We start from the raw sequence: 24,557 nt of genomic DNA, 5'->3' as shown, positions 1-24,557 counted from the left end.
ACAAAGAAAGCCGAAGAAAGCTAGGGGCCTGATTGTCAGAGTTTGCTGTAGTGCTGGTGCTCGGCGCGGCGGTGCTGCACGCCACCTGGAACGCCATCGTCAAGGGAACGCGGGCGCGGGCGCTGGTGCTGGCCGCCGTGGCGGGCACCCACGGCACCGTCGGCCTGATCCTGCTGCTCTGGGCCGAGACTCCCCTGCCCGCTTCCTGGCCCTACATCGCGGCCTCGGCGACCACCCACTACGGCTATTACTACTTCCTGTCGATGGCTTACAAATGGGGCGACCTGTCGCGGGTCTATCCGATCTCGCGCGGCATCGCGCCGCTGCTGGTGTCGCTCGGCGCCCTGGTGTTTGCCGGCGAAATGCTCTCGTCACAAGGTTGGGCCGGTATCGCCCTGGTTTCCGCCGGCATCTGCCTGCTGGCCTTCTTTTCCAAGGGCCCCAGCGTGCCCGATCCGCGCTCGACCCTGGCCGCCATCGCCACCGGGCTGATCATTGCCACCTACAGCGTGGTCGACGGCATCGGCGTCAGACTCTCCGGCAGTCCCTTCGGCTACATGGGCTGGCTGTTCTTCAGTGAGTTCCTCGTCAGCCTCTTCGTTTTCACGCGCCTGCGCCCAAGCTTTACGCCGGAGGTGCGCGCCACCCTTCGCGTCGGTTACCTCGGCGGGCTCTGCGCCGTTGTCGCCTACGGTCTGGTGATCTACGCCAACACCCTGGCGCCGCTGGGCATGGTCTCGGCCCTGCGCGAGTCCAGCGTGATCATCGCCGCCCTCTTCGGCGTCGTCATATTCCGCGAGCGGCCCTGGATCAGCCGCCTCGCCGCCGCCGTTATCGTCGGTGCCGGTGTCCTGATGCTGACCCTCGCCCGGTGAAGTTCATCCATCAGTAAAAGCTTTCGATGCATAAAAATAATAGATTTTCCCTATTGAAGGCTGCCATGCAGTATTTCTAACAGGCTGCTACGGGATGGTTCCGGCGCTGGATACGGCAGCGGAGCAGAGGCAGGCCAACAAACTCAAGAAGAACGAAAACGTTCGGCTAGCAACAGGGGAATAAATATCATGGCTTTTCGTAGGACTTGTCTGACCGCGGTGGCGGCCGGCCTGCTTGTCGCCTCAACGGCGGCGGCGGAAACCGAACTAACGGTCTATACGGCCGTCGAGGCGGAGGACCTGAAGCGCTACGCGGAAACCTTCAATCAGGACCATCCGGACATCAAGATCAACTGGGTCCGCGATTCAACCGGGATCATCACCGCCAAGCTTTTGGCGGAGAAGAACAACCCGCAGGCCGACGTAATCTGGGGCCTGGCTGCAACCTCGCTGCTGCTGCTGAAGACAGAGGGCATGCTGGAGGCTTATGCCCCCAAGGGCGTGGAGAAGTTGGATGCCAAGTTCGTCGACAAGAGCACCCCACCGGCCTGGGTCGGCATGGACGCCTGGGTCGCTTCGGTCTGCTACAACACGGTGGAGGCCGGCAAGCTGGGCCTGACGCCGCCGAAGACCTGGAAAGACCTGGCCAAACCGGAATACGCCGGGCACGTGATCATGCCGAACCCCAACTCCTCGGGTACCGGCTTCCTGGACGTGTCGAGCTGGCTGCAGATCTTCGGTGAAGACGGCGGCTGGGATTACATGGACAAGCTGCACGGCAACATCGCCCGCTATACCCACTCCGGCTCCAAGCCCTGCAAACTGGCCGCTGCCGGGGAAATCCCCATCGGCGTCTCCTTTGCTTTCCGCGGTGCCAAGTCGAAAGCCGCCGGTGCGCCGCTGGAGATCATCGTGCCCGACGAGGGCGTGGGTTGGGATATGGAGGCTACGGCCATTGTCGCCGGCACCGCCAAGCTTGAGGCCGCCAAGACCCTGGTCGACTGGTCGGTCACCAAGACAGCCAACGAGATGTACAACAGCGGCTATGCCGTCGTTGCCATGCCGGGTGTCGCCAAGCCGGTCGAGCACTTCCCGGATAACCTTGTCGAGAAGATGATCGACAACGATTTCGAGTTCGCCGCCAACAACCGCAAGGCCATCCTTGAAGAATGGCAGAAGCGCTACGACTCGAAGTCCGAGCCCAAGAGCTGATCGCAGCTTAGTTCAGACAAGGAGGGCGCCGCTTGCGGCGCCCTCTTTTGGTCCTGAGAGTCATTATCAGCGTAACTTGGTATAAATCGAGCGAGGCTTCCTCGGTGTCCAGCTATCTTCGCATCCGCAACCTCTACAAGAACTTCGGCGATTTTACGGCCCTGAAGGACATCTCCCTGGAGATCGAGGAGGGTGAGTTCGTCTGCTTCCTCGGGCCTTCGGGCTGCGGCAAAACCACCCTGTTGCGCGCCATCGCCGGGCTCGACCTTCAGAGTTTCGGCAGTATCGAGCAGGCTGGCCGCGACATCTCCGCATTACCGATCGCCCGGCGCGATTTCGGCATCGTATTTCAGTCCTACGCGCTGTTCCCCAATCTGACCATCGAGCGCAACATCGCCTTTGGCTTGGAAAACGCCGGCCGGTCGAAAACCGAGATCACCGGCCGGGTCGCCGAGCTGCTGGACCTGGTGGACCTGGCCGACCAGGGCAAAAAGTATCCGGCACAGCTTTCCGGCGGCCAGCAGCAGCGCATCGCCCTGGCCCGCGCCATCGCCACCTCCCCCGGCCTGCTGCTGCTCGACGAGCCGCTTTCGGCCTTGGATGCCAAGGTGCGCGTCCACCTGCGCCATCAGATCAAGGAACTGCAGCGCAAGCTCGGCGTCACCACGGTCATGGTCACCCATGATCAGGAGGAAGCACTCTCCATGGCGGACCGCATCGTTGTCATGAACCATGGTGTCATCGAGCAGGTTGGCACCCCCACCGAAATCTATCGCGAGCCCGGATCGCTCTTCGTTGCCGACTTCATCGGTGAGACCAACCAGATCCACTCAACCATTACGGCGGCCAACGGCCTGACCGTCGGCAAGTGCGCACTGAGAAGTGCGGCGCACGGCTTTGCGCAGGGCCAACAGGTGATCGTGACCATCCGCCCGGAAGACATCATTCCCCACGAACCGGGAAGCCGTCGGGCGGAGAGCGATCACAGCGCCCTGGCGGTCACCGTTGGAGAGATGGAGTTCCTGGGGTCCTTCTGGCGCTCTCGCCTCACCGGAGCGGAGTTGGGCGACGAGGTGCTCTACGCCGACTTCTCCATCAACGCGGTGCGCCGCCTTTCGCTCGCCGCCGGGTCGGCGCTGACCATTGAACTGCCCGCCGACAGGCTGATCGCCTTTCCCGCCGGAGGCGATGATGTCGGCAACGGCTGAGAACCTTCGGCCCGCCGGGCGTCCGATCAAGGCAAGATTGGGCCGCGACGACCTGGCCATGCGCGGTTTCATGGCCGTCATCGCGCTCTACCTGGTGATCGCCCTCGCCCTGCCGCTCTACGCCATGCTGTCGAAGTCCTTTTCGACCTATCAGTTCGATCTCACCAGCTATGAGTTCCAGGTCAGCGACGACACGGGCAACTTTCAGACAGCACCGATCACCGCCGCGGCCCTGAACGAAACCCTGCAGGCCGTGCCATCGGAAGATCTCGCCACCAGCAGCGACGGGCGCCTGCCGGCGACCAGCTTCTTTCCCGAATTCAGTTTCCGCAGCCCGATGATCTACCGCATCCGCGGCACCGGCGAAGACGTTTCCTTCCTGATCGGCTCGGAACGGTTTTCCGGCACTGCCTGGCAGGAAGTGGACTCCAACACCTTCCGCCGCGTCATGCTGCGCCCGGTTCGCAGCCAGGGCCTGCAGAACTACACGACTTATTTTTCGACGCCGTCGCTGTTCCGCTCGATTGAGAACTCGCTGTTCATCTCGGCCCTCAGCACCATCATCACCGTCACCCTGGCTTTCGGTTTTGCCTATGCGCTCAGCCGCAGCTGCATGCGCTTCAAGGGCGTTTTCAGGCTGATTGCCCTGGCGCCCATCCTGGTGCCATCGCTGCTGCCCGGCATCGCCCTGGTCTACCTCTTCGGCAATCAGGGCATGATCAAGGGCCTGCTGCTGGGGGAATCGATCTACGGCCCTATCGGCATCGTCATCGGCTCGGTGTTCTTCACCTTCCCCCATGCCATGCTCATCATCACCACGGCCCTGGCGATCTCCGATGCGCGGCTCTACGAAGCGGCTGAGTCTCTAAAAGCAAGTCGTTGGAAGATCTTCTGGACCGTCACCCTGCCCGGCGCCCGCTACGGCCTGATTTCAGCCGCTTTCGTGGTCTTCAACCTGGTGATCACCGACTTCGGCCTGCCCAAGGTGATCGGTGGGCAGTACAACATGCTGGCCGTCGATATCTACAAACAGGTGATCGGCCAGCAGAATTTCGAAATGGGCGCCGTAGTCTCGGTGGTTCTGCTGATCCCGGCACTGGTCGCCTTCGCCGTGGACCGGCAGGTGCAGAAAAAGCAGGTCGCCCTGCTATCCGCCCGCTCGGTCCCCTACCAGCCCCGCGCCAATCCGCGCGCCGACTGGCTGGCCTTCGGTTACTGCAGTCTGGTTGCGGTTTTCATTGTCGGGTTGCTGGCGGTCTGCCAGTTCGCGGCGCTGATCAAGTTCTGGCCCTACGATCTCAGTCTCAGCATGAACAACTATGCCTTCGATCTCATGGACGGCGGCGGTTGGGATTCCTACTACAACTCCATCCAACTGGCTTTGCTGACCGCTGTTTTCGGCACGCTGGTGGTCTTCACCGGCGGCTATATGGTCGAGAAGATCAAGGGTTTCGAAACCGGACGCGGCCTCTTTCAGCTGCTGGCCATGCTGCCCATGGCGATCCCCGGCATGGTGCTGGGTCTGGCTTACATCTTTTTCTTCAACGATCCACGCAATCCGCTGAATGTGTTCTACGGCACCATGGCGATCCTGGTGATCTGCACGGTGACCCACTTCTATACCGTCTCGCACCTGACCGCGGTGACGGCGTTGAAACAGATGGATCGGGAGTTCGAGTCCGTCGCCGCCTCGCTGAAACAGCCTTTCCACAAACTGTTTCGCTTGGTCACCGTACCGGTCTGCCTGCCGACCATCCTCGACATTTCGATCTATCTCTTCGTCAATGCCATGACGACGGTTTCGGCGGTGGTCTTTCTCTACTCGCCAACGACGACCCTGGCTTCGGTCGCGGTGCTGAACATGGATGACGCCGGCGATATCGCACCGGCCGCGGCAATGGGCATGATGATCTTCTACACCAATGCCGGCGCCCGTATCCTGCACCTCATTATTTCCAAAGGTGTTCTGAAGCGAACCCAGGCCTGGCGCTTTCGCTAGGCCGAACGACGCTTTTCGATCGCACGTTCCGCCGGGAAGGCGACCGTCACCGTGGTGCCGCCGCCTTCTTCACTCTTGATTTCGAGCGAACCACCGAAGAGCTTCATGAAGTTGTCGCAGAGGTGCAGGCCGAGACCGGTACCGTTGTGTTCGCGGGCCCGGGCGTTGTGCGCCTGCTCGAAAGGCCGCAGCGCTTTGGTAACGCCCTCCCTGGTCATGCCGATGCCATTGTCGGCGACACGTATGTGGAGCTGACCCTGATGGTCTGTCCAGGCGCTGACATCGATATGTCCGCCCCGCGGCGTGAATTTCACCGAGTTGGAAAGCAGATTGTTGAGGATCTGGGTCAGCACCCGCCCGTCCCCACGAAGGGCCGGCATATCCGCGGGCACATGCGTGGCCACAGTCAGTGCCGCGCCCTCGACAGCCGTGGCGATCTGGCGCAGGGCGTTGTGTATCAGCGCCCGGATGTCGACGACCTCCTCGGTCAGTTCGTACTTGCCGGCCTCGACCTTGGAAATGTCCAGCAGGTCGTTGATCAGGCTGATCAGCAGTGAGCCGCTATGATGAATGTCTTCGACATATTCCTCATAACGCGGATCGCCCAGGGGGCCGAAGGCGCCGGCCCGCATGATCTCGCTGAACCCGAGGATGGCATTGAGCGGTGTTCGCAGGTCATGGCTCATGTTGGCCAGGAACTCGGTCTTGGCGCGGTTGGCTTCGACCGCCTGTTCACGCGCCGTTTCAAGCTCGACCGTTCGTTCAGACACGCGCTGTTCCAGATGGGCATTGGCCCGCCGCAGATCCCGCTCGGCCTGCTCCACGCGCAGGCTCTTGAGGCGCAACTGCTCCAGTGCATCGGCCATGCGGCTGACCTCACCGTCGCGGCCGCGCTCCGGCACTTCGGTCTCGAGCGCGCCCTCGCCGATCCGGATCATTGCATCGGCGACACGCGATAGGGGCCCGGAGATCAGATTGACGCCGGCAAAGACGACGATGGCTGTGATCACGGCCAGAATGCCGGCGGTCGCGGCGTCGTAGCGAATGGCGCTCCAGACCTCTGCTGAAACCCCGGCGGTGGAGACCCATAAAAACAGGGTGCCGACCCACTCTCCTGATTCGGCAATGATGCTATGATCGAAAACTAGGTAGTCGGCCGTGGCCTCCGGATCGAAGCGGTCGGTCAGGACTTCGGCAAGCTTGTTGCCTCTGCTATCGAACACCCGCGCACCGACGATCGCCCTGGTGTCGACCAGGTGCTCCAAACGTTGCTGGACCATGTTGTAGTCATAGTCCCACAAGGGATCCGACAGGGTATCCCCGAACACAGACGTCAGCACCTGGGATTCAGCTTCCAAACCGCTCATCAGGCGGGCGGCGTTCTCCCGTCCCGAGAGAGCCGTGCCGAGCAGCGAGACAACGACAACCGTCACAAGCACGGTGATCACGATCCGATTCCGGATCGACGTGCCAGAGACTCTCGTGCGCTTCTGCTGCATTGCGGTTTCGTTGACCTGCTTTGCGCTGCCCATGACCGGCGCGGCGTTATCTTAAGACCTTGTTCATAACGATAAACAACCAAAGCACGATAAGTCACTTACCTTAAACTATTGTTTACGCGAATTCTGGTAGTAGTACTATGTCAGCTTCGCCAGCAAAATTAGTTCTTACGCTATGTTTTTGTTTTCTTGCAGGATTTTGCCAACAAGCCTTTCAGCCTGACTATTCTTTCGGAGATCAATGATGAAGTGGATCGATGGAACTTTTGCCGCCGTCATCGTCACAACAAGTCTTGTTCTTCATGACAGCCGAGTCGCAGCGGAAGAAGTCCTGCAGCTTACGACAGAGCAATACGCCCCCTTCAATTTCGAACAGGACGGTGAAATAGCCGGTCTCGGCGCCGATCAGGTACGAGAGGTCATGCACCGCAGCGGGATCGCCTACGAGATGACCCTGATGCCCTGGTCACGGGCCATAGGATTGGCGGGTTCGCAGCCGATGACCTGCGTCTTCACAACCGCACATACCGTGGACCGCAACAAGCGCTTCAAGTGGGTTGAGCCGCTGCTGGTCGAAAGAACCTTGATCATCCGCGCCGAAGATTCTGCGGTCGACCCCGCTGACCTGAAGGCTGCCACGGCCTATCGCACCGGTACCCAGACGGGCGACTATACGGTCGAGTTGCTGCGCAACGCCGGTTTCAGCCAAATCGACCTGGCCCGCGACCTGGATCTGACCTTGACCAAATTGCTTAACGGCCGCGTCGATCTGATGGCGGTCTCAGAATCCTATCTGCATCGCCTGCGCGATCAGGGCGTGCCGGTGGAGGAAGTTGCCGTGCTTTTCGAACAGGTGTTCTCCGTCGCCTGCTCGCTCGATACGCCCGACGACATCGTCGAGCGGATGCAAAGCGCCTTATCGGAGATGATCGCCGACGGCACCCAGGCCGAGATCCACGCCCGCTACAACTAGACTCTTTCAGGTTTTAACGGCACCGACCCGCTCCCCCTCCCGGCCACCCAATGCGATTATCCTGGTGGGTGGCCGGGAGGGGGAGCGGGCCGGAACCGATTCGACGTAAGTCGAAAACGCTCTAGCCGCCTGATCAGCCGTCGCCGCGGCCTGTGTCGGCAAGGTTGACCCGGTGCCGCACCACCGCCGATATCGGCACCAGGGCAAAACCCCGGGCCTGCATTTCCGGAATCCAGTCGGTCAGGGCGGCAACCGTCCCCCTGTGGGGATGGCCGATACCCACGGCATAGCCGCGCTCTCGGGCGACCTGCTCCAGTAAGGCCAACTGACGATCGATCGAAGCCCGGTCATCGGGCTCGTTGTCCAGAAAGATATCCCGTTCGGCAAAAGGAACGCCGGCCCGTTGTGCCAAGCTGCCCGCAACCGAGTTCTGTGCCGTCAGGGAATCCAGAAACAGGAGTCCCCTGGCTTTCAGCTCGCCCATCACCAGGGCCATGCCTTCGGGCGAAGCGGTAAAGCGGCTGCCCATATGATTGTTGATGCCGACATAGCCCTCGAAACGGTCAAGCCCCCAGACAAGGCGCTGTGTCAGTTCCGCCGCCGGCAGGCCGTCGATCAGAACGTTGGGACCGGGATCGATGGTCGGGCTCAGGGGCTGCATCGGCACATGCATCATCAGCTCATGACCGGCCCGCTGCGCGGCTTTGGTCATCGTCGCCAGGTCCTCCGCGTAGGTCATGAACGAGAGGGTCAAGGGACCTGGAAGGGCAATGGCATTCTGCGCGTTGCGGCGGTGCACGCCGACATCATCGAGAACGATCGCGATCATCGGCCGGCCGTCGCTCGGCGCCACCGCAACAGCATGACTCTGCCAGGGCGCAGGCCCTTTCAGCCCGCGATCAGGGACCGGAATGGGCGGCGCAAAGGCCAGCGGCCTATCCGCGCTCTCCGGAGGCTCCACCTCACCGTCGCTGTCCCCGGCCGCCTGGAGGGCGGCTTCCAGCGCCTCCCGGTCGAATGCATCGGTGCGATCCCGAAGGGCGTCCGAAGCATCCGCAGTGCCGGTCCTGGGGATACCGGAACCCGAAGGCAGAACCGGACCTGGAGACCCTGGAATTTGGGGAGAGGACGGTGCAGCGTCCTGGTTCCCGGCCACCTGACCGCGATCTCCCAGCAACCCCTCACGGTCCATCAGAACCCCGGCGAAACCGCCGATGATCAAGCCGATCAGCAGTAAGCCGCAGACTGCGGCGGCGTTCCACAGGGCCTCACCGCCGGGGCGTTTGGATTTCTGCGATTCGCGCGGTTTCATAGCGCGCGGACCCTAGCATGGCTTGGTTAACGAAGCTGCGTTCAATCTGGGTTCAGACGGCTGTCTTTTGGCTCCCCGCCAAGCCGTTCAAGATCGGACAGTCAGGCCGGCGGTCGCCGTGACAGTGCTCCATCAGGTCCGTCAGTGTGGCCCGCATCTCGGCCAATTCCGCGATTTTGCGCTCAATGTCTCCGACCCTGCGCCTGGCCAGGGCTTTGACCTCGGCGCTGCTGCGCTGCCTGTCCTGCCAGAGCGTCAGCAGGCTGCCGACATCCTCTACCGAGAAGCCAAGGCTGCGGGCGCGCTGAATAAAGCGCAGAGTCTCCACGTCGCGGTGGTCATAAACGCGGTAGCCGGCGGCCGTACGCTCCGCCGGTGCGATCAGCCCCACCGACTCGTAATAGCGGATCGTTTTGGCGGTTACGCCGGAATGACGCGCCACCGCACCGATGTTCATCGCCTCCTCCTGAACGGCTAATGAGATAGGGATCGTAGAGTAAACCTTCTAGTGACTGGAGGGTCAAGCCGGGCGATCTGGCGGCTTTCCGTTGGCCGCAGCGACCTGTTATAAGAGAAACCCCAGACTGAAATGCATGACTGAAGAGCGCGGCGTAAGAACCTGAAATGTTTCTCTTAATCGACAACTACGACAGCTTCACCTACAACCTCTTCCACTTTCTGGGGGAGTTGGGTGCGGAGATTGAGGTTCGCCGCAACGACAAGGTGACGGTGGCGGAGGCTCTGGCGCTTCGGCCACAGGGGATCATCATCTCGCCCGGACCCTGCGATCCGGACCGGGCCGGCATCTGTCTCGACTTGATTAAGGAAGCCGCCGGCAAGCTGCCGATCTTTGCGGTCTGTCTGGGCCATCAGGCCATCGGCCAGGTGTTCGGCGGCAAGGTGGTGCGCGCGCCGGAGCCGATGCATGGCAAACGGAGCCCGGTGTTCCATCGCGGCAAAGGCGTTTTCGCCAATCTACCCTCTCCGCTGACGGCAACGCGCTATCACTCCCTGACGCTGGACCCGGCGAGTTTTCCCAACGACAAGCTGGAAGTCACTGCAGAGACCGAAGACGGCGTCATCATGGGGCTTCAGCATCGTGAACTGCCGCTCCACGGCGTCCAGTTCCATCCGGAGAGCATCGCCTCGGAACATGGGCATGCGCTGCTGGGCAACTTCCTCACCCTCGCCAACCAGCCCGTCGCGGCTTAGCATTGCGGCATCGGTGATCAGGGGGCGGGGATGAGCGGCAAAGCACGAGATCTGAAAGATCAGATTGCCCGGGTGGCCAGCGGTCAAAGCCTGAGCCGGGCCGATGCCGAACAGGCTTTCGACATCATCATGTCCGGCGATGCCACGCCATCGCAGATGGGTGGCTTTCTGATGGCGCTTCGGGTGCGCGGCGAGACGGTCGAGGAAATCACCGGCGCCGCCACCGTGATGCGCGCCAAGATGACGACGATTGAACGGCCTGACGGCGCCATTGACATCTGCGGGACCGGCGGCGACGGCAGCGGCACCTACAACATCTCGACAGCCAGCCAGTTCGTCGTGGCGGCCTGCGGGGTGCCTGTAGCCAAGCACGGCAACCGCGCCGCCTCTTCCAAGAGCGGCGCCAGCGACGTCCTGGAGGCCCTGGGTGTCAACATCGATGCCGACATGCGCTTGGTCGAGCGTGCGCTGGCCGAGGTCGGCACCTGCTTCCTGATGGCCCAACGCCACCATAGCGCCATGCGCCACGTCGGACCGACCCGGGTGGAACTGGGAACACGAACCTTGTTCAACCTGCTGGGCCCGCTGTCCAATCCCGCCAAGGTACGCCGCCAGTTGATCGGGGTGTTCGCCCCGGAATGGATCGTTCCGCTGGCCGAAGTCCTGCGTGAACTGGGCCATGAGCGCGCCTGGGTGGTGCACGGTGCCGGCGGCCTCGACGAGGTGTCGACCCTGGGCCCAACGCAGGTCGCAGAGCTGAAAGACGGCAAGGTCACCACCTTTGAGGTCTCGCCCGCCGATGCCGGCCTGCCGACGGCCAATCTGGAGCAGCTGGTGGGCGGCGACCGGGACCACAACTCCGCCAAGCTGAAAGCGCTGCTGTCCGGCGAGGCCGGGCCTTACCGCGACATCGTGGTGCTGGGCAGTGCCGCCGCCCTGATCGTCGCCGGCAAGGCAGAGACCCTCGAAGAAGGCGCCGCCTTGGCCGTCCAGGCCATCGATTCCGGCAAGGCCCAGCAGGCCCTCGAGGGGCTGGTTCGGGTCACGAATGAGGAGGTACCGGCATGACCGCCGGGAAGGGTGATGTCCTGCAACGAATCTGCGCCGATAAGCGGGTGCAGGTTGCCGCATCCAAGCAACGGGCGCCGCTGGCCGCTGTGCAGGCCCGGGCCGAGGCTGCCGGTCCGCCGCGTGGTTTCCGCGCCGCCCTGGAGCAAAAAGCGGCGCTGGGCCTCAATGCGCTGATCTGCGAGATCAAGAAGGCCTCGCCCAGCAAGGGACTGATCCGCGCCGACTTCGATCCGCCCCGCCTGGCCGAGGCCTATCTCGCCGGCGGTGCCGCCTGCCTGTCGATCCTGACCGATGAACCCTACTTCCAGGGCGCCGACGACTTTCTGGTCGCTGCCAGGGCCGCGGTTCCCCTGCCCTGTCTGCGCAAGGACTTCATGCTGGACCCCTACCAGATCCTCGAATCCCGTGCGCTCGGCGCCGACTGCATCCTGCTGATCATGGCCGCCCTGGACGATGCCCAGGCAGAGGAACTGGAAACCGTGGCGCTCGATCTCGGAATGGATGTCCTGATCGAGGTCCACGACGGCGAAGAGCTGGACCGGGCGCTGAAACTGCGCTCGCCGCTGATCGGCATCAACAACCGCAACCTCAAAACCCTGGCGGTGGACCTGGCGACAACGGAAAGCCTCGCGCCGCGCCTGCCGGCGGATCGTCTGCTGGTCGCCGAGAGTGGTCTCTATGCGCCGGCAGACCTGGCACGCATGGCGGCGGTCGGCGCCCGCGCCTTCCTGATCGGCGAATCCCTGATGCGCCAAGACGACGTCACCGCAGCCACTTTGACTTTGGTGCAACCACAGCACAGCAGCGCCGCACCCGAAGCGGCCGGCAGCGGACTCTAGGAAACGACCATGGCCGGTTTCACGCACTTCGATGCCGAGGGCAAGGCCGTCATGGTCGACGTCTCCGACAAGGAAATCAGCGAACGCATTGCGGTTGCTGCAGGCTCGGTCGTCATGCAGCCCGAGACCCTGGCGATGATCCGTGACGGTGGCGTCAAAAAGGGTGATGTGCTCTCCGTCGCCCGGCTGGCCGGCATCATGGGGGCCAAACGCACGCCGGACCTGATCCCGCTCTGCCACCCCCTGGCGCTCACCTCGGTCACCGTCGACCTGACCCTCGATGAGGGTCGACCGGCCGTCGATGTCATCGCCCGCTGCAAGCTGAAAGGCCGGACAGGGGTTGAGATGGAAGCCTTGACCGCCGTCAGCATCGCCGCCCTCACTGTCTACGACATGTGCAAGGCGGTCGACCGCGGCATGCGGATCACCGATGTACGTCTGCTGCGCAAAGAAGGCGGTAAATCGGGCACCTATGAGGCTTCTTGATGATTTCAGTTGAAGAGGCGCTCACCCGGATCCTGGAGCGGTTTCGGCCCCTGCCGTCGGAAACCCTGGGTCTGGGAGAGGCTTTCGGGCGGGTGCTGGCGACGGACATCGCGGCGCGGGTGACCCAGCCGCCGAAAGCGGTCTCAGCGATGGACGGTTATGCCGTACGGGCCGCCGACGTTGCTGCCGTGCCGGCCAGCCTGAAGGTGATCGGCCGGGTTCCCGCCGGCAGCCTGTTCGCGGGGCAGCTGGGCCCGGGCGAAGCCGTGCGTATCTTCACCGGCGCGCCGCTGCCCGATGGCGCCGACGCCATCGTGATCCAGGAGGATACCGAGGTATCGGGCGATCAGGTGACGGTGAAGGAATCCAGCCCGCTGGGCCACTATGTACGCCCGGCCGGCCTGGATTTCAGCGAGGGCGATGCCGGGCCGCGCGCCGGGCAGCGGCTGACCGCCCGCGATGTCGGCCTGATTGCCGCCATGAACCATCCCTGGGTGCAGGTTCACCGCCGCCCGCGGGTGGCCATCCTCGCCACCGGCGACGAGGTGGTGATGCCGGGCGACCCCCTGGGTCCCAGTCAGATCGTCAGCTCCAACGGGCTGGCACTGGCCGCCTTTGTGCGGGCCTGTGGCGGCGACCCGATACAGCTCGGCATCGCGCCGGACCGCAGCGAGCGCCTGGCCGAGCTTGCCGCCGGTGCCCGGGGTGCCGATCTGCTGCTCACCGCCGGCGGCGCGTCGGTCGGCGAGCACGACCTGGTCCAGAGCGCTCTGGAGGGCCAGGGCCTGCAGCTCGACTTCTGGAAAATTGCCATGCGCCCGGGCAAACCGCTGATGTTCGGCCAGCTCGGCGACACGCCGATGCTGGGCCTGCCGGGCAATCCCGTCTCGGCGTTGGTCTGCGCCCTGCTCTTTGCACGCCCCGCGCTCAATCGGCTGCGCGGCCTCGACAGCCCGGCCCATCCGGTGAGCCCCATGCGTCTCGGTGCTGATCTGCCGGCCAATGACCGCCGCCAGGACTATCTGAGAGCCAGGGTCTCAAAAGACAGCCAGGGGCAGCGCACCGCTACCGCTTACGGGCGCCAGGACTCCTCCATGCTGGCTATGCTGGCGGCGGCCGACGGGCTGATCCTGCGCCCGCCCCACGCTGAGGCTGCCCGCAGTGGCGCGATGGTCCCCGTCATGGACCTCCGGGAACTCGCCGAAGGCCTCTGACAGTCTGCACAACGGACCAAGCGAGCCGCAATCCTGGATAGGTATTGTTGCCGCATAGGTAGTGCTGTAGACAAAATCCTTGACGATAAAGAAGAACCAAACTAGAACATGTGGCTAGGTTTTTGTTTTGTTCCATATCTTGTGTCCAGTGACGAGCCGCAAACGACACCCTGGGGGTCTTTCCAGCAGATGCTCACAAAAAAGCAGCACGAACTCTTACTCTTCATCCATGGCCACCTTCAGCGGCATGGGGTTTCTCCATCCTTCGACGAGATGAAGGAGGCCCTCACCCTGAAGTCGAAATCCGGCATCCACCGGCTCATAACCGGCCTGGAAGAACGCGGATTCATCAAGAGGCTGCCGCATCGGGCCCGGGCTGTCGAAGTCACGCGACTGCCGGACGATCTGAGCGCCGGCAGCCCCGGTGTCCAGGATAACGCCAATCTGCCCCTTGGCGGCGTGAGGCCGGGCTTCGCACCCAAAGTCATCCAGGGGAACTTTACATCCTCCCTGCCGGGCGCCCAGGCCGCCAATGATTCCGAAGCGATGCAGTTGCCGCTTTATGGGCGGATCGCGGCCGGCACGCCCATCGAGGCCTTGCGGGACTATTCGAATCACGTCGATGTTCCCTCGGCGATGATCGGCACCGGCGAACACTACGCACTGGAAGTCGATGGGGATTCGATGGTCGACGCCGGCATCCTCGATGGCGATACCGTGCTGATCGAGCGCGGCGACACCGCCGAAAACGGCGCTATCGTCGTTGCCCTCATCGACAACGAGGAAGCAACCTTGAAGCGCCTGCGACGGAAAGGCGGGGCCATCGCCCTCGAGCCTGCGAACCACGCCTACGAAACCCGCATTTTCCCACCGGAGCGGGTCACCATCCAGGGCCGCCTGGTCGGGCTGCTGCGGAGCTACTGAGGCCGACGGATCGGCTTAACCGACCAGGGCCGGTAAGATTCAAGGGCTCAGCGCTGACGCTGCGCAAAAGGCGACCAGGGCCGCAAGCCCTGGTCCTGCCGCACCGACAGGGCCCGCGGACCGGTTTCCTCCAGCCAGACCGCGTGTCCCCCGTCGCGCCAGAAATCGAAACGGTCGATGACCAGGGCCGGGCCCCGGCAAGGCTGTCGGCGCAGGGGCTCGAGACTCACCAACACATCGGCCTTGGCGCAATCGTCCGTGGCCCCAAGGGGATCGCGCGAAACCGCCAGCAGGCCCTCCGGGCTTCGATAAAGGCAACCAAGTGGATCGCACAGCAATCGTCCGTTGGCGGCGCCCCCTGCTTTCGGCCAGGTCATCACCTCGCGGGCAAAACTGCCGCGGCGCCAGGAATCAATAACGAAGCGGCTGGAGCGCCGATCCGGCAGCCAGAGATACCGCTCCGCATCGCGGATGGCCACCAGACGGCCATCGCCGCTGACCAACAGATCCGGCGGCAATACGGTGGCCGGCGAAGCGGCGCCGAGCAAAATGACAAGGGCCCCCCATCGCCGCCAAACCCCCTGCCAGAGGCAAAGCCAGAGACCGCCCAGAACGACGGAAGCCAGGCCCCAAAGGGGCATCGGCGGTACCTGCAGATGGGCTGCCGGCCACCCGGCCACACCCTCTGCCACCAGCAGCAGAAGATCGATCCCCCAGCCCATGGGCACAAAGCCGACCGCTTCGAGACCGAAGGGCATCAGGACCATCCCCAGGACCGCAAACGGCATAATGACAAAGGCCGTCAGCGGCACGGCGACGAGATTGGCCAGCAGACCGAAAAGTGCGAGGCGCTGAAAATGAAATACAGCGAAAGCACTGGTCGCCAGGATCGCGATCAGCGATGTCACCCCGATTCCCAGAACGTAGGTTGCGAAATCCTGGATGACTCCCCTCTCCCGAACCGCGGCGTAGCGCCGGCGCTCCCAGGATTCATAAACACTGACCAAGGCGACAACCGCGGCGAAGGACATCTGGAAGCTGGCCGAAACCAGGCTCTCGGGTGAAAGCATCAGAACGACGAAAGCTGCGAGAGCCACCAGCCTTAAGGATAGAGCGCGGCGTTCCAGCAGGATCGCCAGCAGGACGATGGAAACCATCAGGAAGGCCCGCTGTGCGGGGATCGCCCCGCCGACAAGGCAGAGATAGACGAAAGCACCGAGACCGGCCGCGACGGCGGCCCACTTCTTGATCGGACGCCGGAGGGCGAGCCCGGGAACCAGGGCAAGGCCCGCTCTGAGGCTATAGAACAATAGCCCGGCGACCAGGCCCATATGCAGTCCGGAAATTGCCAACAGGTGGGCAAGCCCCGCCCCCCGCATGTCCTCGCGTGTGTCTTCGGCAAGGGCGCCGCGCTGACCGGTGACCAGGGCAACTGCCACCGCCCCTTTCTGGCCGGGCAACACGGCGGCAATGCGCGCCGCGATCCCCTGGCGGGCCTCAGCCCAGAACAAGGTCCAGTGCTCCGCCGGGCCGCGATCGTTTTCCGGCTGGCCGGTTGTCCCGGGCGCAGTCGCGCGCAGGCTGCCCAGCGCGAAACCAATACCGCCGAGCTGCTGGAAGTAAGCTTGGCGCGCAAAGTCGAAGGTGCCGGGCATGGTCGGCGGGCTCGGCGGGCGCAGTTGGGCACGTAGCGCCACGGTGTCGCCGGGACGCGGCGTTCCCTCGACGCGGTATGCCGTTACCCGGACTCTCTCCGGATAGGCCGAGGGGCTCAGTTCCTCCATGAAAAGCGGCCGCAGCACGAAGCGCCATCCCTTCTCGCGCTTTTCGACGCTGAGCACCTCGGCGGTCAGGGGGGCAGGCCCCCAGCGGCCCTCAAGGCTGGGTGCCTCGACCCAGATACTGCGCAGTTGCGCCGCGCTGAACCCCAACGCCGTCAACAATGCGAGAAAGATGGCAAGGCGCAGGGCAACAACGCGATAACCTGCAACGAACCCCGCCGCAAAGATCAAGGATACGGCCACCCCGGCCCAGCGTGGCGGCTCCGACGCGGCGCCAAAGTAAAGCGCGATGCCCAGGCCAAAGAAAACCGGCAGCCATAGCGGCCAACGCTCCTGCTCCGCCAAAAAGCACGCGCCCAGGCGTCCGCCGAATCGTGAAAGGACCGGCGGACGCGCGATCGCGCTCTGCTGTAGATCATCCGGCGATAGGCTGAAGCCCAAAAGCCAGTCCCTTCAAGTCGGTGCGAACGGAATGCGATTATAGGGGCGCCATGGAGACACGCGAAAGGGGAGTTCCAGACTGTTTGGACTGGCCGCGGGCACTGTGTTAAACCCCGCCATCAATTCCAGCAGCGGCTTCCATCAGATGACCCCGACAACAGGCCCCGTCGTAACCCGTTTCGCCCCCTCGCCCACCGGTTTCCTCCATATCGGCGGCGCCAGGACCGCGCTTTTCAATTGGCTGTTCGCCAGGCACCACGGTGGCAAGTTCCGCCTGCGCATCGAAGACACCGACCGCAAGCGATCGACCCAGGAGGCCATCGACGCAATTCTGGAGGGCATGCAGTGGCTCGGCCTGGACTGGGACGACGAGGTCGTCTTCCAGTTTTCCCGCGCCGCCCATCACGCGGCCCTGGCGCGCCAGCTTCTGGCCGACGGCAAGGCCTACCACTGCTATGCCTCGCCGGAGGAGCTGGAAGAAATGCGCGCCGCCGCCCGCGCCGAAGGCCGACCCATGCGCTATGACGGCCGCTGGCGTGACCGCGATCCGGCTGAGGCGCCTGAAGGCGTGAAGCCGGTGGTGCGCCTGAAAATGCCGCAGTCCGGCGAAACCGAGATCGGCGATCTCGTCCAGGGGCCGGTAACTGTCGGCAATGAACAGTTGGACGACATGATCCTGCTGCGGGCGGACGGCACACCGACCTATATGCTCTCGGTCGTGGTCGACGATCACGACATGGGCGTGACCCACATCATCCGGGGCGACGACCACCTGACCAATGCCTTCCGCCAGACCCAACTCTATACGGCACTTGGCTGGCACGCGCCGTTGTTTGCGCATATCCCGCTGATCCACGGGCCTGATGGCGCCAAGCTCTCAAAGCGCCACGGCGCCCTGGGCGTTGAGGCCTATCGCGATATGGGCTACCTGCCCGCCGCCCTGCGCAACTATCTCCTGCGGCTGGGCTGGGGCCATGGCGATGATGAAATCATCTCCGGCGAGCAGGCGGTTGCCTGGTTCGACCTCGACGGCGTCGGCAAATCACCGGCGCGCTTCGATTTTGTGAAACTCGACAACCTGAACGGCGTCTACATGAGAGACAGCGAGCCGGCGGCCCTGCTGACCGCGGCGCTGCCGCTGATCGAGGCTGCATCAGGCGGGCCGCTTTCCGAGGTTGCGATGGAGCGTCTGCGACGCGGCATGGATGGCCTGCGCAGCCGGGCAAAGAATTTGGTCGAACTGGCGGAAAATGCTATGTTCTACATTACCGACCGGCCACTCGCGCTGAATGCCAAGGCCGAGAAGATCCTCAATGATGATGCTCGGTCGCGCCTTGCCCGTCTGCAAGCAGTTCTCAGTAAAGTCGACGAGTGGAACGAAAGCGCGATAGAGACTGCGGTAAGGGATTTTGTCGATGCGGAGGGATGCAAGCTGGGCGAAGTGGCCCAGCCGCTGCGTGCAGCGCTTTCCGGGTCGAACTCCTCGCCGGGCATCTTTGAGGTGATGGATATCCTGGGGCGCGGCGAATGTCTCGCCAGGGTTGCCGATCAGGCTTCCGCCCCTTAGCGGCACGCCCGAAGTGGATGATAGCCCTTTTTGAGGGCAGTCATTCAACAAGATCAATGGGTTGATGGGTCGATTCATCTAACGTTGGTATCCTGGCGTTAGGATCGCCCCGCCAGGTCAGTTTGCTGCACCGCGGCAATTGATTGAAAGGGCCGGTTTCTCTATGCTTCCGGCCGAACGTACGGATCTTAGGACAAGTCATGGGGATGGAAATATGAATGATGTAACGCCAGACAGCAGCACCAAGCAGACCGTCACCCTGACAGACAATTCCACCGGAAAGAGCATAGAGTTGCCGATCCTGGGCGGAACAGTCGGCCCGCGCGCCATCGATGTAAGCCGGCTTTATGCCGAAACCGGGTGCTTTACTTATGACCCGGGCTTCACCTCAACCGCAAGCTGTGACTCCGCGATCACCTACATCGACGGCGAAGTCGGCATCCTCATGCACCGTGGCTACATGATCGAGGATCTGGCCGAACACAGCGACTTCATGGACGTCTGCTACCTGCTGCTTCATGGCGAACTGCCGAAAGCCGACCAGAAGACCGAGTTCGAACGCTCGATCACCTACCACACCATGCTGCACGAGCAGATGAACTACTTTTACCGGGGTTTTCGTCGGGATTCGCACCCCATGGCGATCATGGTCGGCGTGGTCGGCGCGATGTCGGCGTTCTATCACGACTCGACGGACATCAGCGATCCGCGTCAGCGTATGATCGCTTCACATCGCCTGATTGCCAAGATGCCGACAATTGCAGCCATGGCCTACAAGTTCTCCATCGGCCAGCCGTTCGTCTATCCGCGCAATGATCTGAACTATGCCGAGAACTTCCTCAACATGATCTTCTCGGTGCCTTGCGAGGAGTACAAGATCAGCCCGGTGCTGGCGCGCGCCATGGACCGCATCTTCATCCTGCACGCCGATCACGAGCAGAATGCATCGACCTCGACGGTCCGCATCTCAGGTTCGAGCAACGCCAACCCCTTTGCCTGCATCGCTGCCGGCATTGCCTCGCTCTGGGGTCCCGCGCATGGCGGCGCCAACGAAGCGGTACTGCAGATGCTGCAGGAAATCGGCACCAAGGACCGCATTCCCGAGTTCATCGAACGGGCGAAGGACCGCGACGACCCCTTCCGGCTGATGGGCTTCGGCCATCGGGTCTACAAGAACTACGATCCGCGGGCAAAGGTGATGCAGAAATCCTGCCACGAGGTCCTTGCGGAGCTTGGCGTCAAGGATCCCCTGCTCGACGTCGCCATGGAGCTGGAGCGTATCGCCCTGGAAGACGAGTACTTTGCCGAGAAGAAGCTCTTCCCCAACGTCGACTTCTATTCCGGCATTATTCTGAAGGCGATGGGTTTCCCGACGTCGATGTTCACGGTGCTCTTCGCGCTGGCGCGGACCGTCGGCTGGGTCGCCCAGTGGCGTGAAATGATCGAGGATCCGAAGCAGCGCATCAGCCGCCCGCGGCAGCTCTACAACGGCCACACGAAGCGCGACTACGTGGCGCTTGGCGATCGATAGAAAGCCGGTCCTCGCCGGTTTCACAAGAACCGAAAACCGTACCAAGGAACGCCCGGGTTTTGCCCGGGCGTTTTCTTATGGTGCCGCAGGCGCCGGGTTTTTACCGCGCCGCTCCGACAGCAGGTCCAGGACTTCCCGGGCCGCACAACGGCTGGGCGATCCCTCTGCCGGGGTCAATGCACGAACAACTTCCAGGTAGGCACTGCGCTGGGTCTGGCGCGCCTGCGGGTCGCTCAACAGGCTCTCCAACGGCTCGACAAGTTTCTCCACCGTACAGTTGCCTTGCAGCAGTTCCGGTTGCACCAGACGCTCGGCGATCAGGTTTACCAGGCTGACATAAGGCACCGTCAGCAAGCCGGCCGACAGGAAAGCGCCGATGCCGCTGAGGCGATAGGCGATCACGGCGGGCACCGAGGCGACGGCCAGTTCGAGCGCGACGGTGCCCGATGCCGCCAGGGCGGCCTGGGCTTCCGCAAACGCCTTTTGCTTTGCCTCCGCGCCGCGCACCACCTCTACCGGTACAGTCCAGGATGCGGTGCGCTGCCTTACCTCGGCTTCCACCGTCTCGACGGTCGGGATCACAACCCGCAAACCGGGATGCCTCTCCGCAAGAACAGCCACCGTCGCCTCGAAAACCGGCAGCAGTTTGCGCACCTCGCCCTTGCGGCTTCCCGGCAGCACGGCAAGAAGAGGCCCTTCACCGGTCTTCGGCAGGCGGTCGGCCAGACGTTGTTCATCACTGACGGCGAGCTCCACCGCCGGGTGACCGACAAAGCGCGTCTTCAAACCGTTCTTTTCGAACAAGGGCGGCTCGAAAGGCAGAAGCGCCAATATCAAGTCGAGATAGCGGGCCATGCGTTTGGCGCGGCCCGCCTTCCAGGCCCAGACTTGAGGCGCCACATAGTGGACCAGAGGAATTCCCTCGCCCTTCAGACGCTGGGCAACCTCCAAAGTAAAGGAGGGCGAATCAATCGTGATCACGACATCGGGGCGCAGCGACTTCACGATCGCGACCGTCTGGCGGATCCGCATGATGATTTTGAACAGATGGGGCAGCACTTCGACGAACCCCATGACCGCGAATTCGTGAATCGGAAAGAGACTCTTCAGGCCCTGGGCCGTCATCTGCTCGCCGCCAATTCCGGCAAAGCGCAGCCGATTGCCGCTTTCCGCTTTCATCGCCGCCATCAGGCGCGCGGCCAGCAGATCCCCCGAAGGTTCGCCGGCGATCAGAAAGACAAGCGGGTCTTCCCGTTCTTCCTCTGCGACACCGGGGATTGCGGTCATGTCGAAAGATCGATGCCGATGAGAAAGAGCCCGGCATCGTCCACGGCCCGTCGCACCGCCTCGGCATCGACGACCAGGGTAGCGCCGGCCTCTATGGCGATTCCGCGCAGGCCGGCGGCCGCGGCCCCCTCGACCGTTTTCACGCCCACAGTGGGCAGATCCGCCCGGCGTTCCTGCCCCGGCTTGCTTAGCTTGACCAGCACGCCGCCCGGCCCGGCCCGCTGGAGCGGACCACAACGCTGCAACAGCGCATCGGTTCCCTCAATCGCTTCAACGCCCAGAACAAGGCCGCCTTGAACCACGGTGGCCTGCCCCACATCCGCCGCTCCCATGGCCCGGACCACCTCGACGCCGCGCGCTATGTCCGCCTCGGCCTGGGCATCGGGAAGAAAGCGGCCATAGGGACCGGCAACGGCCAGCAGCTCACTCATCAGCTCGTCGACCCCGCGAATCGTAAATCCCTCCGCTTCCAGGGTACGCACGACTGCGCCCAGAAGACCGTCGTCGCCCAGACGGTTGAAGCCGATCTTGGCAAGCCCCTTCAAGGTATAGGCGTCGGGCCAGAGCTCCGACATCGACGGCCGTTTTACCGGCCCGATGAGGACCAGTTCGCGAACCTCCGCCTTGCGCAGCGCATCCAAGGCCCGCTTGGTCTGGCCAAGCTTGATCCAGAGGTGGTCTACGCCCTCTACCGTCGCGGCTTCGGTGTTGCCCTCAAGTGCGACGACAAAGGCCCCGCGCCCGTTCGACTGGCAGAGTTCGACAAGTTGGCGAGGAAGATGACCGCCGCCAGCAACGATGCCAAGCGGCCCCGGCATCAGTAGTCGATCGGCCGCAAAATCGGGCGCCCCGTCTCAACACGCAGGAATTCAAGCAAGGTCTCGACCGTGGCATGCTCGCCGAAAACCTCTTCGACAGACGCCATACGCTCATTCAAGGTGCCCTCTTCCTCAACGAACAAGCGATCATAGGCCTTCATCAGCGCCTGGATTTCCTTGGGGTCGACGCCAGCCCGTTTCAGCCCGACCAGATTGAGACCATCCAGCCGGGTCGGCCGGGCCATGACGATACCGTAGGGAATCACATCGTGCTTCGTGCCCACCATGGCGCCCAGGATGGCGTTGCGACCGACACGAACGAACTGCTGCACCCCGGTGAGTCCACCAAGAATAACGTTGTCCTCAATCGTGACGTGGCCGGCCAGCGTGCAGTGGTTCGCCATGATCACGTTGTTGCCGATCCGGCAATCATGGGCGACATGCGAGCCCGGCATGAACAGGCCGCCGTTGCCGACCACGGTCACCATGCCGCCGCCCTCGGTCCCGATGTTCATCGTGACATGCTCGCGGATCGTGTTGTCGGAACCGATCTTGAGCTCCGAGGGCTCACCCCGGTACTTCAGGTCCTGTGGCGTCTGCCCGATCGAACTGAACGGCAGGATTGTCGTGCGATCGCCGATCGTTGTCCGGCCGTCCACCACCACATGGCTTTTCAGCTTCACATCCTCGCCGAGAACCACGTGCGGGCCGATGATGCAATAAGGGCCGATTTGGCAACTCTCGGCGATTTGGGCGCCGGGATCTATGACCGCGGTTGGATGGATTTCGGGCATCAGTAGTCCATGATCATCGCGGAGTAACTGGCGCTTGCCACCACCGCGCCGTCTACCTTCGCTTCACCCGCGAACTTCCAGACGTTTCGTCGGTTGCGGATCCGCTTCACGTAGATTTTCAAGACGTCGCCCGGAACCACCGGCTTGCGGAACCGTGCATCGTCGACGGTCATGAAATACACCGGCTTGCCGTACGCGGCCTCACCCAGGGAGTACATGATCATGGCGGCGGCGGTTTGTGCCATCGCCTCGACGATCAAAACGCCGGGCATGACCGCCCGCTCCGGAAAGTGCCCCAGGAAGAACGGCTCATTGATGGTGACGTTCTTGATCCCGGTTGCCGATTCGTGGAGGACAATCTCCTCAACACGATCGATCATGAGAAAGGGGTAGCGGTGGGGCAGAAGCTGCATGATCTCCTGAACATCGAGACTGCCGGCAACTTCCTGATCCGTGGTTTCTTCACTCATCCTTTTTTCCCGCCTCTTGCCTTCAACTGCCGCTCCCACAGCGCGCATAGTCGAAAGAACTCCCTGACCGGCCTTGCCGGACTGCCAAGCACGCTCATCCCGCTGGGGACATCGCGCATCACACCTGCTTTGGCCCCAATCCGGGCACCACTGCCAATCGTCAAATGACCTGAGACCCCCGCCTGCGCGGCAACCCCCACGAAATCCTCAAGCGTCGTGCTCCCGGCCACCCCGGACTGCGCTACGAGAACGCAACCACGACCGACCTTCACGTTGTGCCCGATCTGTACCAGATTATCAATCTTCGCCCCGGCGCCTATAACAGTGTCGGGGCCGGCACCGCGATCGATCGTCGTATTCGCACCGATCTCGACACCGTCTTCAATCAAAACGCGACCGAGTTGCGGAACATCGACAAAACCCTCTGGGTCCATCGAGAAGCCAAACCCACGGGTGCCGATCCTGGCCCCGGCATGGATCTGACAGGCCCGACCGACAATACAGAAGGCAAGTGAGGCATTTGGGCCAATGACCGTTCCGTCACCAACTTCAACGGCGTCACCGATCACCACGTTGGCCTCGATCCGGCAGCCCCGGCCAATTTCAGCAGCCGGCCCGACGACCACACCGGGCCCGAGATGACTACCCTCCCCAACCTTCGCGCTCGGATCGATCTGTGCCGAGGGATGAACGCCGGGAACCGCCGATGTCGGCGGATAAAACGCCTGGGCAATCTTTGCATAGCCCCGATAGGGGCGCCGGGTCAGGATCAGACTCATCCCGGGCGGGGCTCGCTCAGCGAACTCCGGATCGACAATGCAGGCCCCCGCTTTGCTGACGGCAAACTGGTCGGCATAGCTTCGATTGTCCAGAAAACTGACTTGCCCCGGCCCTGCAATATCCAATGGTGCGACGTCGGAGAACACCGCCTCACCATCGGCGTCGGGCTGCAGCTCTGCCTCGGCTATGTCCGCGAGTTGGACGAGCTTGAAAGGTCCCGCCACCTTGAAAAAACGGCTATCCGCCATGACCCACCCTAGTCTT

22 protein-coding genes are annotated in these 24,557 nt (G+C 62.9%); 13 read left to right on the top strand and 9 right to left on the bottom strand.

The features are described 5' to 3' along the window. Window positions 1-32: 32 nt before the first annotated feature. The 4 genes from HBA54_RS01825 to HBA54_RS01810 all read left to right on the top strand — a co-directional run bounded on the left by HBA54_RS01825 (window position 33) and on the right by HBA54_RS01810 (window position 5,294). Window positions 33-875 (top strand): DMT family transporter, encoded by an 843-nt coding sequence (locus tag HBA54_RS01825; RefSeq protein WP_167220722.1) that lies wholly within the window; start codon window positions 33-35, stop codon window positions 873-875. Window positions 876-1,064: 189 nt separating this feature from the next. Beyond that, window positions 1,065-2,087: a putative 2-aminoethylphosphonate ABC transporter substrate-binding protein gene (locus HBA54_RS01820; RefSeq protein WP_167220720.1), complete on the top strand. Its 1,023-nt coding sequence runs from the start codon at window positions 1,065-1,067 to the stop codon at window positions 2,085-2,087. A 104-nt stretch (window positions 2,088-2,191) separates the two neighbouring features. Continuing rightward, window positions 2,192-3,295 (top strand): putative 2-aminoethylphosphonate ABC transporter ATP-binding protein, encoded by a 1,104-nt coding sequence (locus tag HBA54_RS01815; protein ID WP_322095955.1) that lies wholly within the window; start codon window positions 2,192-2,194, stop codon window positions 3,293-3,295. Next, on the top strand, window positions 3,279-5,294 hold the full coding sequence (locus HBA54_RS01810; protein WP_167220899.1) for a putative 2-aminoethylphosphonate ABC transporter permease subunit: 2,016 nt from the start codon (window positions 3,279-3,281) through the stop codon (window positions 5,292-5,294). The genes HBA54_RS01815 and HBA54_RS01810 overlap by 17 nt, the downstream gene beginning before the upstream one ends. On the opposite strand, the gene HBA54_RS28920 is transcribed toward HBA54_RS01810, so the two are convergent. After that, window positions 5,291-6,742 (bottom strand): sensor histidine kinase, encoded by a 1,452-nt coding sequence (locus HBA54_RS28920; RefSeq protein WP_167220718.1) that lies wholly within the window; start codon window positions 6,740-6,742, stop codon window positions 5,291-5,293. The genes HBA54_RS01810 and HBA54_RS28920 overlap by 4 nt on opposite strands. Window positions 6,743-7,037: 295 nt before the next feature. Between HBA54_RS28920 and HBA54_RS01800 the strand changes: the two genes are divergently transcribed. Next, entirely contained in the window at window positions 7,038-7,766 is a 729-nt protein-coding gene (locus HBA54_RS01800; RefSeq protein WP_167220897.1) for a substrate-binding periplasmic protein, read from the top strand. Window positions 7,767-7,899: 133 nt separating this feature from the next. On the opposite strand, the gene HBA54_RS01795 is transcribed toward HBA54_RS01800, so the two are convergent. After that, entirely contained in the window at window positions 7,900-9,078 is a 1,179-nt protein-coding gene (locus HBA54_RS01795; RefSeq protein ID WP_167220716.1) for a divergent polysaccharide deacetylase family protein, read from the bottom strand. A gap of 52 nt (window positions 9,079-9,130) precedes the next feature. Beyond that, on the bottom strand, window positions 9,131-9,535 hold the full coding sequence (gene cueR, locus HBA54_RS01790) for a Cu(I)-responsive transcriptional regulator (RefSeq protein WP_167220714.1): 405 nt from the start codon (window positions 9,533-9,535) through the stop codon (window positions 9,131-9,133). A 167-nt stretch (window positions 9,536-9,702) separates the two neighbouring features. On the opposite strand from cueR, the gene HBA54_RS01785 reads away from it, so the two are divergent. The 6 genes from HBA54_RS01785 (at window position 9,703) to lexA (ending at window position 14,824) form a co-directional block, all read left to right on the top strand. Continuing rightward, a complete protein-coding gene (locus HBA54_RS01785; RefSeq protein WP_167220712.1) occupies window positions 9,703-10,290 on the top strand; it encodes an anthranilate synthase component II in 588 nt (195 codons plus the stop codon). 30 nt (window positions 10,291-10,320) lie between these two features. Continuing rightward, window positions 10,321-11,358, top strand: coding sequence for an anthranilate phosphoribosyltransferase (gene trpD / locus HBA54_RS01780; protein ID WP_167220710.1), 1,038 nt, complete (start codon window positions 10,321-10,323; stop codon window positions 11,356-11,358). Beyond that, window positions 11,355-12,200 carry an indole-3-glycerol phosphate synthase TrpC gene (gene trpC, locus HBA54_RS01775; protein WP_167220708.1) on the top strand — a complete coding sequence of 282 codons (846 nt, stop codon included), beginning with the start codon at window positions 11,355-11,357 and terminating at the stop codon, window positions 12,198-12,200. Before trpD ends, trpC begins: the two co-directional genes overlap by 4 nt. 9 nt (window positions 12,201-12,209) lie before the next feature. After that, a complete protein-coding gene (gene moaC / locus HBA54_RS01770; protein WP_167220706.1) occupies window positions 12,210-12,686 on the top strand; it encodes a cyclic pyranopterin monophosphate synthase MoaC in 477 nt (158 codons plus the stop codon). Next, entirely contained in the window at window positions 12,686-13,900 is a 1,215-nt protein-coding gene (locus tag HBA54_RS01765) for a molybdopterin molybdotransferase MoeA (RefSeq protein ID WP_167220704.1), read from the top strand. The genes moaC and HBA54_RS01765 overlap by 1 nt, the downstream gene beginning before the upstream one ends. A gap of 189 nt (window positions 13,901-14,089) precedes the next feature. Beyond that, complete coding sequence (gene lexA / locus HBA54_RS01760; RefSeq protein ID WP_167220702.1) at window positions 14,090-14,824, top strand: transcriptional repressor LexA; 735 nt, start codon at window positions 14,090-14,092, stop codon at window positions 14,822-14,824. Between the two features lie 47 nt (window positions 14,825-14,871). On the opposite strand, the gene HBA54_RS01755 is transcribed toward lexA, so the two are convergent. Then, window positions 14,872-16,950: a ComEC/Rec2 family competence protein gene (locus HBA54_RS01755; protein WP_167220701.1), complete on the bottom strand. Its 2,079-nt coding sequence runs from the start codon at window positions 16,948-16,950 to the stop codon at window positions 14,872-14,874. A gap of 241 nt (window positions 16,951-17,191) precedes the next feature. Here HBA54_RS01755 and gltX point away from each other — a divergent pair, with 241 nt between their 5' ends. Beyond that, on the top strand, window positions 17,192-18,613 hold the full coding sequence (gltX, locus tag HBA54_RS01750) for a glutamate--tRNA ligase (protein ID WP_167220700.1): 1,422 nt from the start codon (window positions 17,192-17,194) through the stop codon (window positions 18,611-18,613). 214 nt (window positions 18,614-18,827) lie between these two features. Beyond that, entirely contained in the window at window positions 18,828-20,144 is a 1,317-nt protein-coding gene (locus HBA54_RS01745; RefSeq protein WP_167220699.1) for a citrate synthase, read from the top strand. 75 nt (window positions 20,145-20,219) lie between these two features. Here HBA54_RS01745 and lpxB read toward each other — a convergent pair whose 3' ends face one another. The 5 genes from lpxB to lpxD are packed head-to-tail and all read right to left on the bottom strand — an operon-like array spanning window position 20,220 to window position 24,541. Then, window positions 20,220-21,431: a lipid-A-disaccharide synthase gene (gene lpxB / locus HBA54_RS01740; protein ID WP_167220698.1), complete on the bottom strand. Its 1,212-nt coding sequence runs from the start codon at window positions 21,429-21,431 to the stop codon at window positions 20,220-20,222. Then, entirely contained in the window at window positions 21,428-22,249 is an 822-nt protein-coding gene (locus HBA54_RS01735) for an LpxI family protein (RefSeq protein ID WP_167220697.1), read from the bottom strand. Before HBA54_RS01735 ends, lpxB begins: the two co-directional genes overlap by 4 nt. Next, entirely contained in the window at window positions 22,249-23,043 is a 795-nt protein-coding gene (lpxA, locus tag HBA54_RS01730; RefSeq protein ID WP_167220696.1) for an acyl-ACP--UDP-N-acetylglucosamine O-acyltransferase, read from the bottom strand. The genes HBA54_RS01735 and lpxA overlap by 1 nt, the downstream gene beginning before the upstream one ends. Further along, window positions 23,043-23,513: a 3-hydroxyacyl-ACP dehydratase FabZ gene (fabZ, locus tag HBA54_RS01725; protein WP_167220695.1), complete on the bottom strand. Its 471-nt coding sequence runs from the start codon at window positions 23,511-23,513 to the stop codon at window positions 23,043-23,045. Before fabZ ends, lpxA begins: the two co-directional genes overlap by 1 nt. After that, window positions 23,510-24,541: a UDP-3-O-(3-hydroxymyristoyl)glucosamine N-acyltransferase gene (lpxD, locus tag HBA54_RS01720; RefSeq protein ID WP_167220693.1), complete on the bottom strand. Its 1,032-nt coding sequence runs from the start codon at window positions 24,539-24,541 to the stop codon at window positions 23,510-23,512. Before lpxD ends, fabZ begins: the two co-directional genes overlap by 4 nt. Window positions 24,542-24,557 lie beyond the last annotated feature (16 nt).

Origin of the sequence: Pelagibius litoralis (genome assembly GCF_011683915.1) — a bacterium.
GTDB lineage: Bacteria > Pseudomonadota > Alphaproteobacteria > Kiloniellales > Kiloniellaceae > Pelagibius > Pelagibius litoralis.
The sequence above is the reverse complement of the archived record's forward strand: the minus strand, read 5'-3'. Positions and strand labels throughout refer to the sequence as shown.

Excerpts from the sequence above, each read along its gene's own strand:
- trpC (WP_167220708.1), top strand. The coding sequence starts at position 11,355 with ATGACCGCCGGGAAGGGTGATGTCCTGCAACGAATCTGCGCCGATAAG.
- HBA54_RS01795 (WP_167220716.1), bottom strand. The coding sequence starts at position 9,078 with ATGAAACCGCGCGAATCGCAGAAATCCAAACGCCCCGGCGGTGAGGCC.
- HBA54_RS01735 (WP_167220697.1), bottom strand. The coding sequence starts at position 22,249 with ATGCCGGGGCCGCTTGGCATCGTTGCTGGCGGCGGTCATCTTCCTCGC.
- HBA54_RS01785 (WP_167220712.1), top strand. The coding sequence starts at position 9,703 with ATGTTTCTCTTAATCGACAACTACGACAGCTTCACCTACAACCTCTTC.
- fabZ (WP_167220695.1), bottom strand. The coding sequence starts at position 23,513 with ATGAGTGAAGAAACCACGGATCAGGAAGTTGCCGGCAGTCTCGATGTT.
- HBA54_RS01765 (WP_167220704.1), top strand. The coding sequence starts at position 12,686 with ATGATTTCAGTTGAAGAGGCGCTCACCCGGATCCTGGAGCGGTTTCGG.
- moaC (WP_167220706.1), top strand. The coding sequence starts at position 12,210 with ATGGCCGGTTTCACGCACTTCGATGCCGAGGGCAAGGCCGTCATGGTC.
- lexA (WP_167220702.1), top strand. The coding sequence starts at position 14,090 with ATGCTCACAAAAAAGCAGCACGAACTCTTACTCTTCATCCATGGCCAC.
- HBA54_RS01820 (WP_167220720.1), top strand. The coding sequence starts at position 1,065 with ATGGCTTTTCGTAGGACTTGTCTGACCGCGGTGGCGGCCGGCCTGCTT.
- trpD (WP_167220710.1), top strand. The coding sequence starts at position 10,321 with ATGAGCGGCAAAGCACGAGATCTGAAAGATCAGATTGCCCGGGTGGCC.
- HBA54_RS01800 (WP_167220897.1), top strand. The coding sequence starts at position 7,038 with ATGAAGTGGATCGATGGAACTTTTGCCGCCGTCATCGTCACAACAAGT.
- cueR (WP_167220714.1), bottom strand. The coding sequence starts at position 9,535 with ATGAACATCGGTGCGGTGGCGCGTCATTCCGGCGTAACCGCCAAAACG.
- lpxA (WP_167220696.1), bottom strand. The coding sequence starts at position 23,043 with ATGCCCGAAATCCATCCAACCGCGGTCATAGATCCCGGCGCCCAAATC.
- HBA54_RS01745 (WP_167220699.1), top strand. The coding sequence starts at position 18,828 with ATGAATGATGTAACGCCAGACAGCAGCACCAAGCAGACCGTCACCCTG.
- HBA54_RS01810 (WP_167220899.1), top strand. The coding sequence starts at position 3,279 with ATGTCGGCAACGGCTGAGAACCTTCGGCCCGCCGGGCGTCCGATCAAG.
- gltX (WP_167220700.1), top strand. The coding sequence starts at position 17,192 with ATGACCCCGACAACAGGCCCCGTCGTAACCCGTTTCGCCCCCTCGCCC.
- lpxD (WP_167220693.1), bottom strand. The coding sequence starts at position 24,541 with ATGGCGGATAGCCGTTTTTTCAAGGTGGCGGGACCTTTCAAGCTCGTC.
- lpxB (WP_167220698.1), bottom strand. The coding sequence starts at position 21,431 with ATGACCGCAATCCCCGGTGTCGCAGAGGAAGAACGGGAAGACCCGCTT.